Source organism: Candidatus Clostridium radicumherbarum, from assembly GCF_045310525.1.
Taxonomy (GTDB): Bacteria; Bacillota; Clostridia; order Clostridiales; family Clostridiaceae; genus Clostridium_AT; species Clostridium_AT radicumherbarum.
Genome location: NZ_JBJHZY010000001.1, coordinates 209,885 through 229,964, shown reverse-complemented (window position 1 = coordinate 229,964; position 20,080 = coordinate 209,885). Strand labels below are relative to the sequence as shown.

Here is a 20,080-nt window from a genome sequence, read left to right as displayed (position 1 = left end):
ATGGATTACCTTCTTGTTGGTATTGGCGGGGCCTTTGGAAGCATTGTAAGATACAAGCTTGGAAAAGTAATTTCTTCAAAATCAAAAACTAAGTATCCCATAGGAACCTTTACAATAAATATTACCGGAGCCTTTATACTTGGAATAGTAAGTTCAATTGGAGTAAGTGCTAATTTAACTCATCTTCTAGCAGATGGATTTTTAGGTGGTTATACCACATTTTCAACCTTTATGTATGAAGGTTTTAACCTTTTTAATGAAAATGAAAAACTTAATGCCTTTACTTATATTTTAACTTCTTTGATTTTAGGCGTAATAGGGTTTATTATTGGTACAAAAATAGTTTTTTTGCTAAAGTAAATAATAAAGGTAAAATGATTACTTTAAATTAATCATTTTACCTCAATATTAAACTTTTATGTCTTATTTTTGATACTAAAAAAACCTGGAAATTATTATGCCTTGAAATAAATATAATAAGAAAAATTCAACAGAAAGATATATGGATAATTTTACTGGTATGAATTTATTATTAATAAATGCTAAACCTTCAACGAAATGCCTACTTAAAATTACATAACTAACTACTCCAAAGATTACCCCTCTAAACAACCAATCATTCGGCAGCAAAGGTAGAAGCCAAGCAAATATTCCTCCTTGTATACTCCCATAAAAAATATTAATCAGCATGAAAACCAGTAACTGTATAACTGGTTTTGAATATTCTTTTGCCATCAGGTTGCTCGTTACATATTTAGAGTAAAATATTCCATCAGATATTATTGTTAAAATTCCAGTGATTACTCCTGAAACAAAACCGACATAAATTCCTCTAAGAATAATATTACGCATATTATAGTTCTCCTTTCAGAATTTTTGTTTAAAGCAATGCTGTTTTATACATTTTGCTTTACTAAATTTATTTATAGAAACCTCATTTTTTAAATCATTTAATATATCATTTAGCCACTTCAGTCTGCATTTAAGTAAATCTAAAGAACCTTTAAGGTTCCACAATGCATATTTATCTAGTTGGCTTCCGTACTTAACCTTAAACCCTTCTACAGATTCAATGAAGTTATTAATTGCTCTAATTTGTTCACAACAATGTGCATTTACCTCATTTTCATTTAAATAAGAAAAAAACAGAAATTTTTGGTTAAAGGATTCATCTGCCATGTTAAAATTCTCAATGAGAATAGGCGCACTCAACCATTCCATAAAGGTTTTTTTACCTTTTGGCGTTAAAAGAAGCAGATGCTTGTTTGGTTTGTCATCCTGAACTATGAGATGCTTTTCTAATATTTCCTCCTTTTCAAGCTTTTTAATTGCTGGATATATAGAACCACAGCTTGATGAAATAGACGGAACTGGTGATAATTCAATAATTTTCTTAATATCGTATCCACTTTTATCCCCATTCATTAGTAAACCCATTATTAGGTAGTCAATATTTGTATTCAATATATTATCCTCCTATATCGATTCGATATATTATTTATGGATATATTATACATTTATTTCCTTATAATGTAAATATTTTTACCAATAAATTTCTAGGCTATTATTTATAAATTATAGAAAAGCTCAAATAAATAATAGAAAATAATTATAAATCTATCTCAATTAAAAAAAAGCCAGCATATACTGGCCTCATTAGTGTTTATATTAATTTTTAACTTTCTATATTTCTCTTGTAATTAAAATATTTTCTTCCCCAACCTAGTGCCACATTAACCAGTCCTATCATCACTGGTACTTCAATGAGTGGTCCTATAACTGCAGTAAATGCTTCCTTTGATTGAATTCCAAAGACTGCTACAGCAACAGCTATTGCAAGTTCAAAGTTATTACTAGCTGCCGTAAATGAAAGGCTAACTGTTTTAGGATAGTCTATTCCAGATTTATGACTTATAAAGAAGGAAACAGAAAACATTATTATAAAATATATTACAAGTGGTATAGCAATTCTCACAACATCCATCGGTAGTTCGATTATATATTTACCTTTGAACATGAACATAATAACAATAGTAAATAACAATGCAATTAATGCTAATGGGCTAATCTTTGGTATGAATTTTTTAGTATACCATTCAGTTCCCTTAGCTGGTTCTAATAATAATCTCGTTAGCATTCCACCAATAAATGGTATACCAAGATAGATAGCTACTGACGAAGCAACCTCCCCCATTGAAACATGCACTGCCATGCCTTCTAGACCAATCCACTTTGGTAATACTGTGATAAATATATAAGCAAATATTGAGTAGAATACCACTTGAAATATTGAATTAAACGCAACAAGTGCAGCTGCATATTCATTATCTCCATCAGCCAAGCTATTCCATACAATTACCATAGCTATACATCTTGCAAGTCCAATAAGTATAAGTCCTACCATAAAATGTGGGTAATTTCTTAAAAATACTACCGCTAGTGTAAACATTAATACTGGTCCAATAATCCAGTTCTGTACTAGTGACAAAGTTAAGACCTTAGGACTTCTAAAGACCTTTCCTAACTCTTTATAATTTACCTTAGCAAGCGGTGGATACATCATTACAATAAGTCCTATAGCAATTGGAATAGATGTGGTACCTATTGAAAGTGAGGATAATACATTTGAAAGACCTGGGAATACCCATCCTATTAATACTCCTAGTGCCATAGCTAAAAAAATCCACAAAGTTAGATACTTATCTAACCAAGCAAGTCTTCCTTTTTTATTACTCAAAATTATTCCTCCTATTAAATTTCTTCATCATAATTTATTTCTTTATTCTTAATTCTTTGAGCTAAATCTTTAATTTTTTCCTCTATCTTCTTAGCAGTTTTAATAAATTCCTCATCACTTTTACCTGAAGGATCTTCTAAACCCCAATCCTCTTCATGCCTTGAAGGTAAGAATGGACAAACTACATTACAACCCATTTTAACTACTATATCTACATCCGGTAAATCTGTAAGAAGTTTAGACTTTTGTGTCTTATTCATATCGATATTGTATAAATCTTTTATTATTCTTACAGCATCCTCATTTATTTTATCTCTAAGTTCTGTCCCTGCAGAATATGACTCAAACATGTCTGCAGCATAAAGCTTTCCCAGTGCTTCTGCCATTTGGGATCTACATGAATTATGAACACAAATAAAGGCAACTTTTGGTTTCATAAAAAATCATCCTCCGTACAGTTAATTTTAATTAAATTAAGTAATTCACTATAATAAATCTTCTAGCTTTTCTCCTTTAACTTCATCCTGAAGCCATTCTATAACTGCAAAATTACCATGAGATATTTCATTCACCTTATTAATCCATTGTACTTCATTACTTGCTTTTACCTGTAATATGGCGTTGGTTGTATTAGCTGCATAGAAGCTTGAATTTATAACCCACCACTTGCTAAGAATACCTGCTCTACTAAGGTCACTTTGCAGCCTTTCAGCCTCATATACAGGAGTTGCTTCTGCAAGAGTTACTATAATAACTTCTGTCTCCTCTTCATTTCTAAGCTTAGGCAAAAGCTTTTTAACTGACTCCGGAATATCTCCTTGTGAACGCTGTATTTCTTTATTATAACTTTGAGTTGAATCTAAAAGTAATAATGTATGGCCTGTTGGTGCAGTATCAATAACTACAATTTCATTTTCTGATCTTTCTACAATTTCTGCAAAAGCTCTGAATACTGCAATTTCTTGGGTACAAGGAGACCTTAGATCTTCTTCTACATAAGCAATATCGTCCTCTCCCATTGTCTCTCTAGCTTTACTTAGTACTTCATCTTGATACCTTGCAAGTTCTTCTTTCTCATCAATATTACTTAAGGTAATACCGCAGCTTTCATCTAATACAAACTTTAAGTGTGCTGCTGGGTCAGTAGTTGTTAAATGTACCTTCCTACCCATTTTAGTTAAACCTAAAGCTATTGCCGCAGCTATAGTTGTTTTACCTACTCCACCTTTTCCCATAGTAAATATAACTTTTTTCCCACTATTATATAAATCATCTATAACATTATTTAGTTTAGAAATATTATTAGTGTTTAGTGTTTCTTTATTTAATTTAATATTGTTATTCTTTAAAAACGCTCTTACATTTTCAAGACCAGTTATGTTGTAAGGTCTTAGTGGTATTTCAAAGGCTTCAATATCTTTAATACTCACCGGAATGTCCTTTAATGACTTTTGTTGTTTTTCAAAAATAGCATGAGAAAGCTTATCATCGGATTCCTTAAGCACTCCATTAATTATTAAAAGCTGATTTTTAACTCCTATATCCTGAAGCTCTTTAGAAGCTCTTTCTGCTTCTATTAATGGTGAAGTTTCCGGACGTGATACAAGTATAAGTGTTGTTTTTTCTCCATCCGATAGCGTCTTAACCGCGTTTTTATAAACTTCTTTTTTATCCTCAAGCCCTGAAAGCTGTCCTAAACATGATGCTCCATGAGTGCTTTCGCTGATAAAGTTGCTCCAAGCAGAAGGTAGCTGAAGCATTCTTAAGGTATGGCCTGTTGGTGCTGTATCAAAAATAATATGGTCAAACTCTAAAGCTGCTTTTTCATCAGTTATAAAGCCTGAAAATTCATTAAAGGCAGCTATTTCAACGGTACAGGAGCCTGAAAGCTGTTCTTCCATATTTTTTATTACAGACTCAGGGAGTTTACCCCTATATGGTGCTAATACACTTTCTCTATATTCTGCTGCCGCTTCCTCAGGATTAAAGTTAGCAACTACTAGATTAGGAACTTCCTTTATTTCTACCCCTTTATTGTTGAGTTCAGTGTTAAAAACATCCTGAAGATTTGAAGCAGGGTCAGTGCTGATAAGCATTATTTTCTTGCCTTCATCAGCTAAAGTTACTGCCACTGCACAAGCGGTTGAAGTCTTACCGACTCCGCCTTTTCCTGTAAAGAACAAATATTTAGTCAAATTAATATCTGAAATATTGAATTCCTTAAACATGTAACCCTCCTGTATTTCTCATTCTGTGCATGAAGATTATTAATCTTTCTGCCTCCTAGCAGCATCCATCGCCACATCCTCAACCTTTTGAAGGTTTTTTTATGGAAATCTTTAAATAATCTGCTGGTATTTCAAGAAGGCTGCAAAATTCTTCATTAGTAGGGTAAGCTTTTGTTTTAACTACTTCACCTTCTACGATAGTAATTGGCAGAATTTCTACTCCTTCCTTAAGGAGCATTCTATTAATTGTTTTATTGTCAACATAAATTTGTGGATTACTGGTAAGATTGTGTCTTTCAACAACTATACCATTACTTTTAAGATTGTTTAATAAAGTAGCTACTCTCAAAAGATCTTTATCTACAGACGGTCCGCACACTCCTGTAGAGCAGCACATAGCTGGGTCAAAAATAATCATTTTTTTCATCATTTAGCCTCACATTCGCATTTAGATTTATCTTTACAGATACAATCATCTGTATCTGATACTAGATTCATAAGAAATATAATAAGCTTATTACAATTAGTTGTATTAAGTGAATAATAACTCCATAATCCATCCTTCCTGCATTTAACTAACCCGCAGTCCATTAGCACTTTCATGTGATGTGAAAGTGTTGGCTGAGTAAAATTAAACTTTTCAAGTATCTCACAGGCACATCTTTCTCCACAGGATAGAATATCAATTATTTGCAATCTATTAGGATCAGATAAAGCTTTTATAAGCTTTGAATTTTCCTCATAATTCATATTCATATAAATACCTCCTATATAGATAACTATCTATATATAGTATAGATGATTATCTATATAATGTCAATTAAATTATTAGAAACTAAAGTTTGTTTAACTTTATATATATTACCTTCTATATTAATTTATTGTATGCCACTATTTCCTATTTGTTAAAACAATTTAATTAAAAATAATAGTGCAAATCTTCATTAGATTTGCACTATTTTAATGTAAATTATATCAATTAATTTTTTTATAAAAGTCTCTCCATGATAGTAATGTTGACAAATTCGCCATCAAGAATTCCTTGATTTACATAAGTCCCTACTTCTCTAAATCCAGTAGATCTATAAAGCTTTTTGCCTACTTCATTGTGCTCAAATGTGCTTAAAACAAGTTTATGAAAATCTTGCTCTTTTGCTATTATTATTAGATAATCTAGAAGCTGCTTTCCTATTCCCTTACCTCTCATATTTCTTTCTACATAGATTGATAAATCTCCAACTCCACTATAGCAGCACCTTGAATTAAATATATTTATGGAAGCCCATCCTCTTACTATTCCTTCAGTATCTTCAATTACAACTACCTTATATCTTTCTGTTCTGCTGAGAAACCATTCTTTCATGTCATCTATATCTCTTAATCTAGTTTCTAAGGTAGCAATCCTATCCTCAATGCCTTGATTATAAATTCTAGTTATAAATGATATGTCCTCAATTTTTGCTTTTCTAGTTTTAAACTCCATTTTAACCACCTACTTATATGCTTTTACATGTGCTCCAGCATAAGCACTATCTAGTAAATCAGCATCTATTTGACTATAAATGTCCTTTAAGTTCTTTTGTTTCGCTATTTCTTCTATAATTTCTTTCGTATATATATTTACAGGTGTAATCTCTATTCCCTTAAATCCAACCTTTTTAAGTATATCTTCATAAACTTTAATGTCTAATGCACCTGCTATACATCCTACCCACATTTCTGCACTTTGCCTTATTTCCTCAGGAACTTCTTTTAATTGAACAATATCTGCAATAGCAATTCTGCCTCCCTGTCTTAAAACTCTATATGCTTCTCTCAAGGCCACCTCCTTATCTTCACAAAGGTTTATAACACAGTTTGAAGTAATAACATCTATTACTTCATTTTCAAGTGGAATATCCTCAATATAGCCTTTTATAAATTCTACATTCTTTACTCCCATCTTTTCTTTATTTTTATTTGCTAATTCTAACATCTCATCTGTCATATCAAGGCCATAGACTTTTCCTTCTTCACTTACATATTTAGAAGTTATAAATGCATCAATTCCTCCACCACTGCCTAGATCTAAAACCGTCTCACCTTGTTTAAATGCTGCTAAAGCAACAGGATTAGCACATCCTAAAGATGCATCTACAGCATCCTCTGGTAATCCCTCTAAATATTCTCTAGTGTAAATGTCAGAATTGTCATTAATACTACCACAGCAAGCAGCTCCACATCCACAAGATGCCTTTGAATTATTACTTACCTTTCTAGCAATTCCACCATAATAAGTCTTAACTTTACCTTTAATATTATTTTCCATTTCTTATGCCCCTTTCATTAACAACATTTATTTTGTTTTGCTGCATTAATGATTAATTGTAAACTCTCTAATACCTGTTCTCTCTTTTCTTCTGGTATAGTTGTAAAGATACTTTGATAATACTGCTCCATGCTGCATTCAATATTATCAAATATTTTAATTCCTTCATTTGTTAATTTAATTGATATATACCTTCTATCTTCAGGATACAACTCTCTAATTGCTAAGCCTGAATCTACTAATTTATTGATAGTTCTACTCATAGTACTTTTATCTAACGATAATAATTCAGCCAATTCATTTAACGATATTTCTTTTACTCTACCTATCTCAACGATAGCATGACATTGAGATATTGTTGTCCCGCAGCATGTGGCCTCACTCTCTTCTAATATTCCTAGGTTTCTAACAAGAACCCTTATTAGTTCCCTTAAATAATGACTTTCTTTGTTATCCATATTAACACCTCTAAATTAATTGTAATATAAAACTGTTGCATATTGCAACTATTTTGCATATAAACTTTTTAGGCTCTCTTTTAGAACTTTGTTGATCTTAATGAGCATGTCTATGGTGTATATCTGGAGTATGTTGATGCACATGCTGTATTTCTTCATGTTCATGTACATGAGAGTGGTAACCGCTAGGTGGTACCTCTCCAGGCAAATGGCTATGATTATGATGATTATCATTATGGCAGTGTCTATGCTCATGTATTAAATTCTCATGTATATGTTTATGATTATGATCCTCTTTTAGCAGAAAGAATGTTCCTAGTACCATAAATGGCAATGCAATAATAAACATATTACTTGGTACTTCACGATATAATATAAATGCCAGAATTGCTCCGATAAATGGCGATGTTCCAAAAAAGGAACTTGTTCTTGCACTTCCAAGATTCCTCATGGCAAGGACGAATAGCACTATACTGAAACCATAACTAAAGCATCCAAGTATCATAGCTAATAAAATCACTTTTATTTCAGGAATATGATTCTTCAAAAGAAATGTTAAAATTAATGAGAAAGTACCTGCTCCAAAACCTTTAAGGATTACTATTGTATAAGGATTCTTTAAAGAGATATTTCTTGTAAAGTTATTATCAATTCCCCAGCAGATACAAGCCCCAACTACACCTAATGCCCCTAAAGAAAATCCCCATTGATTAGTAAAGTCCCAGGAAAGTAATATACTTGCCGCAGTAATACATATAACTGCAATCCAAACTCTTCTTCCTATGCTTTCTTTAAAGAAAAATAAAGCAATTAATGTTGTAGATACTCCTTCAAAATTAAGCAGTAAGGCTGATGTTGACGCAGGTGTAATTTTTAGACTTGTCATTAAGATTATAGGGGCAACTACCCCACCAAATAATATTGCTCCTAATAGCCAGGGAAAATCTTTTTTTGAAAGAGGTGCTTCTCCTTTTTTTCCTTTGTCAATTATATTAATTATCATTTGATATACCAATAATCCTGTTCCACTCCCTAAGTAAAGGAAGGCAGCAAGTGGAACTGGATCTATTTGTCCTAGAAGTATTTTAGCCAGTGGTGCACTTGCACCAAATAAAAGCGCAGCAAGCAATGCCTGTATTATTGGAAAAATTTTTGCTTTATTCATACAAAAAAACCTCCATTAATTATCTCTATTTATAATATTTATCTATAGCATTATTAAGGTTATCTAATATGGAGTCATCATTATTATTAATTGCATCCTTTACACAATGATTTATATGATCCTTTAATATTACTTTACCAGTATTATTTAAAGCTGATATTACAGCAGAAATTTGAATAAGTACCTCGCTGCAATCCCTTCCATCTCGAACCATCTGTTTTATAGCATCTACATGCCCACTAATTCGTGATAATCTATTGATTACCGCTTTACTATTCGGATGATTATGTTCACTCATTTGATGTCCTCCTATAAATTACTATCCCCCTGTAGGGGATATATTTATTATATACTTTTTCACAATATTATTCCATATATTCCTAGAAACAAAAAAGCCACGCAGAGTATCAGTCTTACTGTACTACTGCTTGACTTTTATTAAAGTTTTAATAATAAGAAATCGCATTGAAATAAAAGATGTGTTCCTCAAAAAAACTCCAGTGTCAATATAACTAATTCTTTCTATTTTATTGAACCTGGATCGCTGCTGGGGCACTTACTGTTTCACCAACAGCTTGAGCAGTTACGTTAATAGAATCACCTTTTGTCAAGGTTAACCCGGCTACAATCCAGTTACCACCTGTAGCTACAACTGCTGGTTGAGCTTTTCCATTGAGACTAAGGACTACGCTTGCACCTGAAGGTGCAGTTCCTGATACTGTTTTATCTGCAGATTTTATGATTCCAGAAATAACTGGTACCGCAGTTTGATGTGGTGCAGGTGCTACTGTCGTTGTTAATGGTAAACTCACTGCATTACCAGCGGACTGTGCAGTAACTGAAATCAAATCATTTTGAGATAAAGTTAAACCCGATACCATCCAGTTACCACCTGTAGCTACAACTGCTGATTTAGATACTCCGTTAACACTTAGTACTACGCTTGCACCTGAAATTGCGCTGCCTGATATTGTTGTATCTGATGCTGTTACTAATCCAGAAATTGCTGGTACCGCAGTTTCAAGTGGTGCAGCAGCTACTGTCATTGTTGCTCCTGTCCCCTCAATTTTTCCACTTGTAGCTATAACAGCCGGTTGAGCTTTACCATTAATACTAAGTACTATATTTGCTCCGACAGGTGCTCTCCCTGATACGGTTGTATCTGCTGCTGTTACTACTTTAGTAATTAATGGTTCTCCTGTTTGAAGTGGTGCTGTAATAACTTTCATTTCTGTTGATGTATTTACTGTTTCATCCCCATGCTGTACAGATACAGAAATCAAATCTTCTTTTGACAACTTTAAACCGGAAACGGTCCAACTTCCATTGGCTGCTACAACTGCTGGTTGTGCTTTTCCATTAACACTAAGTACTACGCTTGCACCTGAGGGTGCTCTACCTGATACTGTTGTATCTGCAACAGTTACTACTCCAGAAATTGCTGGTTCTGAAGTTTCAATTGGTGCTGGGGCCACAGTCATAGTTGTTTGTGTACTGACTGTTTCACCAACAGATTGAGCAGTTACAGAAATAATATCACCTTGCGATAATTTTAAACCAGACACAGCCCAGTTTCCGCCAGTAGCCACAACTGCTGTTTGAGCCACACCATTAATGCTAAACAATACACTCGAATCAGAAGGAGCCTTTCCAGTTACAGTTGTATCTGCTGCTGTTACATTTCTCGAAATTACCGGTGCTGTTGTTTGAAGTGGCGCTTCAGCTACTATGCTTGTTACTTCTGTGCTCTTTGTTTCACCAGCATACTGTGCAGTTACAGAAATTAAATCACCCTGTGCTAAAGTTAAACCGGATACAGACCAGTTTCCACCAGTATCTACTACTGATTTTTGGATTATTCGTATGAATAGCCAACGGATTCCAACAAGGAGTGCAATGAAGCCTATTGTACCAAGTGTACTCCAAAGGGGCAGTGAAAAGAAAAGTGCTAAACATGCAGCAATACCTAGCCAGGAAATGATAGGCCAAGCAAAAAGCCGATCCTTATTTAATTTTAAGGCTGATATGTTAGTAATTATATACCAAAAGAGCGTACTGGCACTTGCTACAGTTGTAAGCTTTCTCAGCGGAACCAAGTTTATAAGTATAAGACCAACAATAGTCAATAGAACAATTACAAATTGAGGACTCTTAAATTGTTTATTCACTCTACCAAGCCAATGGGGTAATTCATGTTCTTGACCCATTGCATGGCCTACCTTGGATGTACTCATCATATCGCCAAGTATATCACTAAATGTCAATATCCCTACAGATAATATGATTATCCCTATGCCCCATCCTAACATTGCCTTCTTAGCACCAAGTAATAATGGAGCATCACTTTGACCTAAAGCGTCAGCCCCAAGAACACCTAAAGTAGTACCTGCAACCAAGAGATAAATAATAGCTGTTATTAAAATTCCGCCAATTATTGCAAAAGGAATTGACTTTTTTGGATTCTTGATTACATCAGCCATGATTGCTGTACGCTGAAAGCCATCCCAGGACCAGAAGAAAGCAGCAGCGCCGCTCATTATACCAGTTATTCCAGTACCAAAAATTGGTGTAAAGTTACTTATCTCAACACTTGGAACAGAAAAGCTTACATATAATAATAGTAAGACTAAATTCACAAAAAATATTCCGATTATAACTTTTGCAGTTGGTGTGATCCCTAAGAAATTCACAGCAGCAACAATGAGAAGAGCAATGCTTGCCACTAATGGTACTGGTAATCCTGGAAATACTACAGCTGAATAGCTTGCTAACCCTAGAGATGGAATGCCAAGGCCAACCATACCTTTAATTAAATAAGAAATCCCTGCAGTGAAACTTATTGAGGGATAACCAAAAATACGCATCCAAATGAAAGCCCCACCCTCCTCTGAATAATTGACTCCTACCTGGGCTGCACTAATTGCTGTTAATAGAACGATTATCACTCCAATAATCATTGATATTAGAATACCGCTTTGTGCTTTTGCTGTGGCTGCACCCAATGTTGTATATATTCCAGTGCCAACCATCATTGCCGAAGTAAGAAGCAGTGCAGTTATTTTCCCCAAACTTTCTTTACCGCTGCCTTTAGAATTAGAATTTGATTCTGCCATAAACTTCATTCCCTTTCACGTAATTGGTATATTCTCTATTCATTATTACAAAATATTGGTTTTGTTATTCATTTCGTAGTGATTCTTAGTAACTTATCTATAAATAAGCGAATAGAATAATAAAGGATATTTATTAATTATTAGGAGAGAAGCTTCATGATAACCTATAAAGTTCAAAATGGAGATACACTTTATACTGTTGCACATCGTTTTGGAATAAGTGCTCAAATGCTTGCAATGTTTAATAATATTTTTTGCCCGTATCAAATGTTTGAAAGGCAAGAACTGTTAATTCCAATTACTGAATCAAGCAGAGACTTAAGTTTTAGAAATTATAGATTGGAGCATGATTTAAATAATATAAAAAAGATTTTTTCACAGGAAGGTACTACCTCAGGTGGAGTTATAAAATTTACATTTCCACGTTATGATCTTACCGTCAGAATAGATAATATAATAATAGAGCCTGATCTGGCTCTCACTTCTTGGGTGGCATTTAATCAATTAGAAAGTCACAGTATGGTCATGGGAGATTTGGTTTTGCTGGAGGATGAGGTTGGTCCTGTCATGTCTAGTTTATTTGAAAACGGAATTGAAGTAACAGCTCTGCATAATCATTTGCAGCATGAACAGCCAAGAATTATGTATATGCATATTAAAGGTGAAGGAGAATCAGTTAAACTTGCCCAGGACGTAAAAAATGCTCTTTCTCAAACAGCAACGCCATTTGTATCGAAAGAGAAACCTCCATCACAAATTGACTGGAATATAATAGAAAATATTTTAGGACGAAAAGGTACACATAAGGGTAAGGTGCTTCAGTTATCATTTCCGAGATCCATTGTAATTACAGAAGATGGTCATCAGTTATCACCAGCTATGGGAATATCACACGGTATTAATTTTCAATCTGTAGGAGATAAAGTGGCTACAACTGGTGATTTTGTTTTATTAGCAAATGAAGTAAATCCGGTTGCAAGCCTTCTTATGAAGAATAATATTGCTGTAACAGCTATTCACAATCATATGCTGACTGAAGTTCCACGACTATTCTTCATGCACTTTTGGTCAGTAGACAGACCAGAACATTTAGCTCAAACATTTAAATCTGTACTTAATTTAGCTAGATAACTCTCATTAATAAAAATAATGAGTCTGCAGGTTGGTGAATATATAAACCAAAACCTGCAAACTCAAATATAATTTTAAATTGCCTCAAATTGCATATTATAAAGTTCAGCATAAATTCCATTGTCTTTTAATAATTCTTCATGAGTTCCTTTTTCCTTTATGCCATCTTCAGTTAATACGCAAATCTCATCTGCATTTCTTATAGTGCTTAATCTATGTGCTATTACAATTGTAGTTCTATTTTTAGCTAACTCCTCTAGAGAAAGCTGAATAAACTTTTCACTTTCGTTATCAAGTGCAGAGGTAGCTTCATCTAATATCAATATTGGTGGATTCTTTAAGAACACTCGAGCTATAGATATTCTCTGTTTTTGACCTCCTGAAAGCTTAACTCCTCTTTCTCCTACATAGGTGTTATATCCTTCTTCAAGACCCATAATAAATTCATGGGCATTAGCCCTCTTAGCAGCTTCAATTATTTCCTCATCACTAGCATTAGGTTTGCCATAGGCTATATTTTCCTTTATGGTTCCTGCAAACATATAAACATCCTGCTGCACTATACCAATGTTCCCTCTAAGAGACCTTAATTTTATATCTTTTATTTCTATATCATCTATGGTTACATTTCCATCATCTATCTCATAAAACCTAGGAATTATACTGCAAAAGGTTGTTTTTCCACTACCGGATGGACCAACAATTGCTACTGTTTTTCCTGCCTCTATTTTTAAATTAATATCATTTAATATGGTATTTTTATTATTATAGCTAAAGGTAACATTTTTAAATTCTAAAGTTCCCTTTGGATTAATTAGCTCTTTTGCATCCTTTTTATCAACAATGTCCGGGTAAGTATTTATAACCTCTAAAAATCTTTCAAAGCCTGATAGTCCTCTTTGATATTGCTCTGTGAAGTTCACAAGCTTATCTATAGGATTTAAGAATATATTAATATACAAAATATAAATTACTAAATCTGAGACTTGTACACTTCCCATACTAATAAATATACCACCAAACAATACAACAGAAAGATATAAAATCCCTTGGAAGAAACCGTTCATACTGAAAAATCTGCCCATAAGACTATAATTATCTTCTTTGCTTCTTAAAAATTCATTGTTTCCTTTTTGAAATTTTTTATTTTCAATATGCTCATTTGAGAAAGACTTCACAACTCTTATTCCAGATAGACTATCCTGAACCTGAGCATTTACTATGGCTATTTTTTCTCTATTTTCCCTAAAGGTTTCCTTCATCTTTTTATTATATCTTACTGAAAAATAAAGCATTGCTAATGTTATAAAAAATAATATTGCAGTGATTTTAACATTGATACCCATAAGGATAATGAAGGAGCCTGCAATTTTTAATAGAGATATAAATACATCTTCAGGACCATGATGGGCAAGCTCTGATATATCGAAAAGATCTGTGACTATTCTTGACATAAGTTTCCCAGTATTTGTATTATCATAATAGGAAAAGGACAACCTCTGTAGGTGACTAAAAATATCACTCCTCATATCTGCTTCCATTCTAGCTCCCATTATATGTCCCCAGGAGGTTATATAATATTGACAAAAATATCTTATTACGTACATTAGTAGTAAAGCTGCACCAATCATTGAAACATATCTTATTATGGTAGTTTTATCTTTAATATAAACATCATTTAAAAGAAACCTTACTATAATAGGGAACACCAAATCAATGGCTGATAATACCAGGGCGCAAAACATGTCCATAAAAAACATTCCCTTATAAGGTCCATAATAGCTTATAAACTTCTTTATAGTTTTCAATAAAATCCCCCCTTATTGATACAAAAACACAAATTATATTATATACCAACAAGCAAGAAAATGTAATTGTTAATAATTACTGTATCTTTTCAACTTCAGAAAGTGTATTATCCAAGGAATCTATTGCAGTATTTAAGGTTTTTGTATCCAGCGGCTTTATTTTTATTCCGGCATTAATTATATCAAGAGGACCTTCTACTTTCTCATACAGATCTTTGTTCTTATCTTTAACATTATCCTCAAATAACTTCCAATTTGCTTCTAACTTTGATCCTTCTTTTATTGCTCCATCTTCGTCTTTAGCAGTCATAAGTGCTTTCATATTCTTTAATGCTGCGCGCATATTCTGAGAGCCCTCACTTATAGTAATTGTCTTTTGTGTTTCTTCTACCTTAGGCTGTTCCTTTAATTGGCTTTGCTGATCGGTATTCTTTGATGCACATCCTGTAAGTGTAAGTGCTGTTACTAATGCTGTTAATACTACTAGACTTTTTAAATTTTTCATTACTTAGCCTCCAATTTTTTTGCGTTAATATTATTTTTAACTACCATAACTATAGCTGCTAGCACTAAAACAATTTGCGGTACAACACTTTGCCAGGATGGGTAGACAGCCAGCCAAGATATAGTTGGTAAATAGTCACTTGAAGCAGCAGGAATAATTCCTGCATTTTGCAAACTGTTAATTCCAAGACCAGTAAACTTTAGTCCTAGGTAAAATACAAGAATACTTGAGATTAGGAAAAATGGCCTCATTGGAATACGTAATCCTGCCTTTAACATCAGGAAAGCTATAAGCACTAATATTCCAGCACCTATTGCTATACCTCCCAGAAGCACAGGTAATCCTACTGAAGATGCCATTCCTATATAGAATAAAACTGTTTCTGTTCCTTCTCTAAATACTGCTAAAAAGGACAAAAATCCTAAGGAGAACAAACTTCCTGCAGCGAGTGCTTTTGTACTTTGATTATGAATGTAATCCTGCCACTCATTTACGCTTGATTTACTGTGAAGCCAGTAACTTACATAAATCAGCATTATTGCTGCAAATACGCCTGTCCATCCAGAAATTAAGAAATTGTTATTTCCAAAGGTTCCTGAACTAAATAAGACTTTAACTAGTACAGCTATAATACAGCTTACTGCTAATCCTATAACTACACCACCATAAATCCATCCCTTTTTCTCTTCATTTCCTGATTTCTTTAAAAATCCAAGTAGTGCTACAACAACTAATAGTGCTTCTAAACCTTCACGAAGAATAATTGTGACAACATCTAAAATACTGTATGAATTGTCACCAGCAACCTGAGACATGTAACCAATCATTCTTTCAATAACCTTTAATGCTTTATCTGGCTGCTTTGGTTCTACTGATAGATATGCCTTTGAGGTTACCATATCCTTTTCAGCATCATTATATATTTTCTGAGATTTTGTTAAAATAACTCCTTCAACATCCAGCCACTTTGAACTAAAATCTTGCATAGATTTTAAGGCAGCTTCGTTATGTCCATCTTTAATTTGCTTCTTAGCATTTTCTAAGATAGTAACTAAATCTTTAACTTGAGTTTTATTAACATTTTTCTCAGTAGCTGAAACATTATACTTTCCTTGAATAAAGCTTTCGTTAGTTTCCTCTAAATCTTTCAGAGCAGCTAGCAATTTATCCTTTTGAACAGGTTCTTGTGAGAATAGAAACTGTACCATCCCCATTTTTCCTTCTATATCACCGTAAGCTTGCTTTGACTGTGTTTTAATCGTATCTTCATAGTTTATCCAATCTTTACTGTATGACGCGAAATTTTCTTTCGCTGCAGCTAAATCTCCAGAATTAACAAGATTATTTACTTTGTCTAGTACCTGATTTGCATCCTTTAGAGATGAATTTATATCTGAGGCTAGTACTGGTGCAGCTAGAAAGAAAATAGATAGTAGTGAAAATAAAAGGAAATGCATAATTTTTTTTAGCATATTGTCTCAGCTCCTTAAGATTTTGTTATTAAGATTTCATTGTCCACATTAATAATATGTATTTGAGATATGATAATATTTAACACGTGCAATTGATACTCATTATCACGCCCTTGTTAATATTACGATATCTTACTAAAATAGTCAAGTATAAAATAAAAAATAATGCCAAAGCGTGTAACTTTGGCATTATTTTTTTATTTATAATTTAAACATCAGGCTCAACATGAACAATTACATAGGTGATATTCAAATCTTTTCTAAGATTTTCTTCAATCTTTTCTGTAATTCTGTGTCCTTCAATTACACTTAATTCTGCACTAACTACAACAATTACATCAAGAAGAATATTATTACCATGCACTCTTGCTCTTATATCCTTAACCTTTTTTACGCCCGGGACTTTCTTTATATTTTGAGTTATATTATTTAGTTCTTCTTTCTTAAATCCATCTGTTAAATTATGTGATGCTTCTTTAAAAATATCAAAGCCAGTTTTCACAATTAATACACCAACTATTACTGCTGTTAAAGGATCTATCCAAGGTAAACCAAATTGAGAAGCCGTAATACCTACTGCAGTGCCTATACTAACCCATGCATCTGAAAGGTTGTCTTTAGCAGCAGCCATAAGGCCAGAGCTGTTTATCTTTATGGCTATTTTTTTATTATAACGATAAACAAGGTATATCGCTGTAGCACAAAAAACTGCCACTACTGCAGATATTAAATCTGGTGCTTGTGCTTTAAAGTAAATTATGGAATGAACTGCATTATATAAAACATCTAATCCAACAGCTATCATAATCAAGGAAGCTATAAGAGAGGCAATAGTCTCTGCTCTAAAATGTCCATATGGGTGATCATCATCTGCTGGTTTTCTTGAAATCTTAAGTCCTATTAATACTGCTAGTGAAGCCACAATATCTGTTGTATTGTTAAGTCCATCAGCGGTTAAGGCCTTTGAACCAGATAAATACCCGATCCCAAGCTTTAAGAAAGATAGCGAAATATATGCAATAATACTTACACGTGCACCTCGTTCTGCAAGCTTTAAGCCATTATACTTTTCCTCCATATTTCTCCCTCCATGTATTCCTTATACTGTACTAAATGATTATCAATCATTTAGCTCCTTGATTAATAAAATACTTTTTTAATTGATGTTTTCTACTGAAGCCCCTTCTTTAGGCAGTGCCGCGTCGCACACTTGACCGAAGTAGGCAAATTTTACTCCAAATAAATATATAAGTGCTCCTAAAAAGGCTAAAAATAGAACTATATATAAAGGACTTAATAATACAGTTGGTACAGAACTATATAAAGTTATTGTTCCAAAGAACATAAATACGATTCCAGCTACCCACTTTATATATATTTCTGGTATATGTTTGCACATCCATACTCCGCCTAAAATACCGATGCTGTCCGCAACAAGCATTCCTACAGTAGTTCCCATTAAAATAAATAAGGGTTGGTTATTTTCCGCTGCTATAGTTATAGTCATAAGCTGAGTCTTATCTCCCATTTCAGCTAAAAAGAAAGCAATAGCAACAGTAACAATTGGTCCAAACTTTACTTTTTTATCTTCTTCATCCTCTAATTTGTCTCCTCGTATAGTCCAAAGACCAAAGGCTATGAAGGCTGCTGCTGCCGCTATTTTTACAACATTCATTGGTATCATTGAACTTAAATAACTTCCTACTGCTACTGCAAGCGCATGATTTAAAATAGTTGCTATTAAAACCCCCAAAAGAACTTGTTTAGCTTTATATTTACCGGCCATAGCCATAGCAAGAAGTTGTGTTTTATCTCCCATTTCTGCAACTACTACAAGTAATAAAGCTTTAATAAATACTGCCATTCTTCATCCTCCAATTAAATAAATAGTTTTTAATTAACCCTACCCTCCTATAAATCTCATTTAAAATTTATAAAAATTAAGACCTCTAACACAACGTAAATACATAATGTTAAAAGTCTTTCTTGATACTTTAATTAACAACATCAAAAAAGACTTTTAACACAATAAAACATTGTGCTAAAAGTCTCACTTAACTAAAATAGTTACGATAAAGCCAGACCAAAGGTCAGTATGTTGACTTTATCACCTTTTACAAGGTAGTTACTCCCTCTTAACTAAATTTATTTATTTGATAAAATGATTATACTTTAAATTACATCTTTTGTCAATCATTTTCCATATTAAGTAAGGTTTCTTATGCAGCTCATTAGATGCAATTGTATAAAATACTTTAAGAAATTGGAGTGCATCAAATGGACAAAAATTTTTAAACCAATTTCTTATAAATTTTTATGAGTTCCATCGCAATATGGTGGATTTTTAGTATATTTGCATGCACATAGATAAGCTGTTTCATCTTTTTCCACCGTAAATGCTAGTGGATCAAAGGAAGTACCCTTATGTGTTCCATCACAAAAAGGTTGTTTTCCGCTTCTTCCACAGGAACACCAGTAATAAGTTTCACCATTCTTAAGTTCTACAGGAATTGGGGATTTTTGTGCTACTACAGGTTTTTCATCCATTTTCATCTCTCCTTTATTAATTATTAAATAATTTCAATAAGACAAATTTCTATATTATTTTGTGTGGATAATTAGATTTTATTCTTTATGTTTGTTTAACAGAGTATTTTCATAATATTAGTGATAACTTTATTAATGTCTAAGCCCAATTTTTTTGCATTTAATAAATTCATCAAAAAGGATAATTTTATATCTTCAAGCCTTAAATTGGCTAAATTATATAGTAACTATATAATTTTTTCAGTTCTCCATATTTCCTTCATAATTGCAAAATATAATATAATCAAAGGAATAAAGGAGATGATATTATGATGTTTATATTATTGATTATTTTTGCTGTTTTAATATTTTCTATATTTAATACTACTAGCCAAGGAAATAACATTATCTTTAGGAAAAATGAAAATTCAAATAGTGCAATAGATATTTTAGATAAAAGATTTGCTAGCGGAGAAATAAGTGAAGAAGAATATATAAAAAGAAAAACCATATTAAAAGGCAAATAATCTACAATTAAAAAAAAGCTGTAGTAATATATATCAATATTTCTACAGCTTTTTTTTTTATTAAGCTTTTTGAATGCTTTCTGCAACATTATCTTAAAAATA

General features: G+C 32.8%; 22 protein-coding genes. 3 read left to right on the top strand and 19 right to left on the bottom strand.

Annotated elements, in window-relative coordinates:
• On the top strand, positions 1-360 hold the full coding sequence (crcB, locus tag ACJDUH_RS01200) for a fluoride efflux transporter CrcB (protein WP_406763328.1): 360 nt from the start codon (positions 1-3) through the stop codon (positions 358-360).
• 75 nt (positions 361-435) lie between these two features.
• Here crcB and ACJDUH_RS01195 read toward each other — a convergent pair whose 3' ends face one another.
• From ACJDUH_RS01195 to ACJDUH_RS01135, 13 genes are all read right to left on the bottom strand, one after another.
• The gene (locus tag ACJDUH_RS01195) at positions 436-852 is read right to left on the bottom strand and encodes a hypothetical protein (RefSeq protein WP_406763327.1); all 417 of its coding nucleotides are present in this window, start codon (positions 850-852) and stop codon (positions 436-438) included.
• Between the two features lie 15 nt (positions 853-867).
• Entirely contained in the window at positions 868-1,464 is a 597-nt protein-coding gene (locus ACJDUH_RS01190) for a PadR family transcriptional regulator (RefSeq protein WP_406763326.1), read from the bottom strand.
• Between the two features lie 211 nt (positions 1,465-1,675).
• On the bottom strand, positions 1,676-2,737 hold the full coding sequence (gene arsB / locus ACJDUH_RS01185; protein ID WP_406763325.1) for an ACR3 family arsenite efflux transporter: 1,062 nt from the start codon (positions 2,735-2,737) through the stop codon (positions 1,676-1,678).
• A gap of 14 nt (positions 2,738-2,751) precedes the next feature.
• On the bottom strand, positions 2,752-3,174 hold the full coding sequence (locus tag ACJDUH_RS01180; protein ID WP_406763324.1) for an arsenate reductase ArsC: 423 nt from the start codon (positions 3,172-3,174) through the stop codon (positions 2,752-2,754).
• Between the two features lie 48 nt (positions 3,175-3,222).
• On the bottom strand, positions 3,223-4,965 hold the full coding sequence (gene arsA / locus ACJDUH_RS01175; RefSeq protein ID WP_406763323.1) for an arsenical pump-driving ATPase: 1,743 nt from the start codon (positions 4,963-4,965) through the stop codon (positions 3,223-3,225).
• A 79-nt stretch (positions 4,966-5,044) separates the two neighbouring features.
• A complete protein-coding gene (gene arsD / locus ACJDUH_RS01170) occupies positions 5,045-5,392 on the bottom strand; it encodes an arsenite efflux transporter metallochaperone ArsD (protein WP_406763322.1) in 348 nt (115 codons plus the stop codon).
• The gene (locus tag ACJDUH_RS01165; protein WP_406763321.1) at positions 5,392-5,721 is read right to left on the bottom strand and encodes an ArsR/SmtB family transcription factor; all 330 of its coding nucleotides are present in this window, start codon (positions 5,719-5,721) and stop codon (positions 5,392-5,394) included. Before ACJDUH_RS01165 ends, arsD begins: the two co-directional genes overlap by 1 nt.
• A 232-nt stretch (positions 5,722-5,953) precedes the next feature.
• Complete coding sequence (locus ACJDUH_RS01160; RefSeq protein ID WP_406763320.1) at positions 5,954-6,448, bottom strand: arsinothricin resistance N-acetyltransferase ArsN1 family A; 495 nt, start codon at positions 6,446-6,448, stop codon at positions 5,954-5,956.
• Between the two features lie 9 nt (positions 6,449-6,457).
• A complete protein-coding gene (gene arsM, locus ACJDUH_RS01155) occupies positions 6,458-7,273 on the bottom strand; it encodes an arsenite methyltransferase (RefSeq protein ID WP_406763319.1) in 816 nt (271 codons plus the stop codon).
• A gap of 17 nt (positions 7,274-7,290) precedes the next feature.
• Positions 7,291-7,731 (bottom strand): MarR family winged helix-turn-helix transcriptional regulator, encoded by a 441-nt coding sequence (locus ACJDUH_RS01150; protein ID WP_406763318.1) that lies wholly within the window; start codon positions 7,729-7,731, stop codon positions 7,291-7,293.
• Between the two features lie 97 nt (positions 7,732-7,828).
• Entirely contained in the window at positions 7,829-8,896 is a 1,068-nt protein-coding gene (locus ACJDUH_RS01145) for a DMT family transporter (protein WP_406763317.1), read from the bottom strand.
• 25 nt (positions 8,897-8,921) lie between these two features.
• On the bottom strand, positions 8,922-9,194 hold the full coding sequence (locus tag ACJDUH_RS01140) for a metal-sensing transcriptional repressor (RefSeq protein ID WP_406763316.1): 273 nt from the start codon (positions 9,192-9,194) through the stop codon (positions 8,922-8,924).
• Between the two features lie 229 nt (positions 9,195-9,423).
• Positions 9,424-12,009 carry an amino acid permease gene (locus ACJDUH_RS01135; protein ID WP_406763315.1) on the bottom strand — a complete coding sequence of 862 codons (2,586 nt, stop codon included), beginning with the start codon at positions 12,007-12,009 and terminating at the stop codon, positions 9,424-9,426.
• Between the two features lie 156 nt (positions 12,010-12,165).
• Between ACJDUH_RS01135 and ACJDUH_RS01130 the strand changes: the two genes are divergently transcribed.
• The gene (locus ACJDUH_RS01130) at positions 12,166-13,140 is read left to right on the top strand and encodes a DUF1259 domain-containing protein (RefSeq protein WP_406763314.1); all 975 of its coding nucleotides are present in this window, start codon (positions 12,166-12,168) and stop codon (positions 13,138-13,140) included.
• 74 nt (positions 13,141-13,214) lie between these two features.
• On the opposite strand, the gene ACJDUH_RS01125 is transcribed toward ACJDUH_RS01130, so the two are convergent.
• The 6 genes from ACJDUH_RS01125 to ACJDUH_RS01100 all read right to left on the bottom strand — a co-directional run bounded on the left by ACJDUH_RS01125 (position 13,215) and on the right by ACJDUH_RS01100 (position 19,472).
• Positions 13,215-14,948 (bottom strand): ABC transporter ATP-binding protein, encoded by a 1,734-nt coding sequence (locus tag ACJDUH_RS01125; RefSeq protein ID WP_406763313.1) that lies wholly within the window; start codon positions 14,946-14,948, stop codon positions 13,215-13,217.
• A 76-nt stretch (positions 14,949-15,024) separates the two neighbouring features.
• Positions 15,025-15,453 carry a hypothetical protein gene (locus tag ACJDUH_RS01120; RefSeq protein WP_406763312.1) on the bottom strand — a complete coding sequence of 143 codons (429 nt, stop codon included), beginning with the start codon at positions 15,451-15,453 and terminating at the stop codon, positions 15,025-15,027.
• The gene (locus tag ACJDUH_RS01115; protein WP_406763311.1) at positions 15,453-16,925 is read right to left on the bottom strand and encodes an FTR1 family protein; all 1,473 of its coding nucleotides are present in this window, start codon (positions 16,923-16,925) and stop codon (positions 15,453-15,455) included. The genes ACJDUH_RS01120 and ACJDUH_RS01115 overlap by 1 nt, the downstream gene beginning before the upstream one ends.
• Positions 16,926-17,133: 208 nt before the next feature.
• A complete protein-coding gene (locus tag ACJDUH_RS01110) occupies positions 17,134-18,003 on the bottom strand; it encodes a cation diffusion facilitator family transporter (RefSeq protein WP_406763310.1) in 870 nt (289 codons plus the stop codon).
• Between the two features lie 78 nt (positions 18,004-18,081).
• Positions 18,082-18,789: a TMEM165/GDT1 family protein gene (locus ACJDUH_RS01105; RefSeq protein WP_406763309.1), complete on the bottom strand. Its 708-nt coding sequence runs from the start codon at positions 18,787-18,789 to the stop codon at positions 18,082-18,084.
• Between the two features lie 440 nt (positions 18,790-19,229).
• Entirely contained in the window at positions 19,230-19,472 is a 243-nt protein-coding gene (locus ACJDUH_RS01100) for a CDGSH iron-sulfur domain-containing protein (protein WP_406763308.1), read from the bottom strand.
• Between the two features lie 308 nt (positions 19,473-19,780).
• On the opposite strand from ACJDUH_RS01100, the gene ACJDUH_RS01095 reads away from it, so the two are divergent.
• Positions 19,781-19,978 carry an SHOCT domain-containing protein gene (locus ACJDUH_RS01095; RefSeq protein ID WP_406763307.1) on the top strand — a complete coding sequence of 66 codons (198 nt, stop codon included), beginning with the start codon at positions 19,781-19,783 and terminating at the stop codon, positions 19,976-19,978.
• Positions 19,979-20,080: the final 102 nt, after the last annotated feature.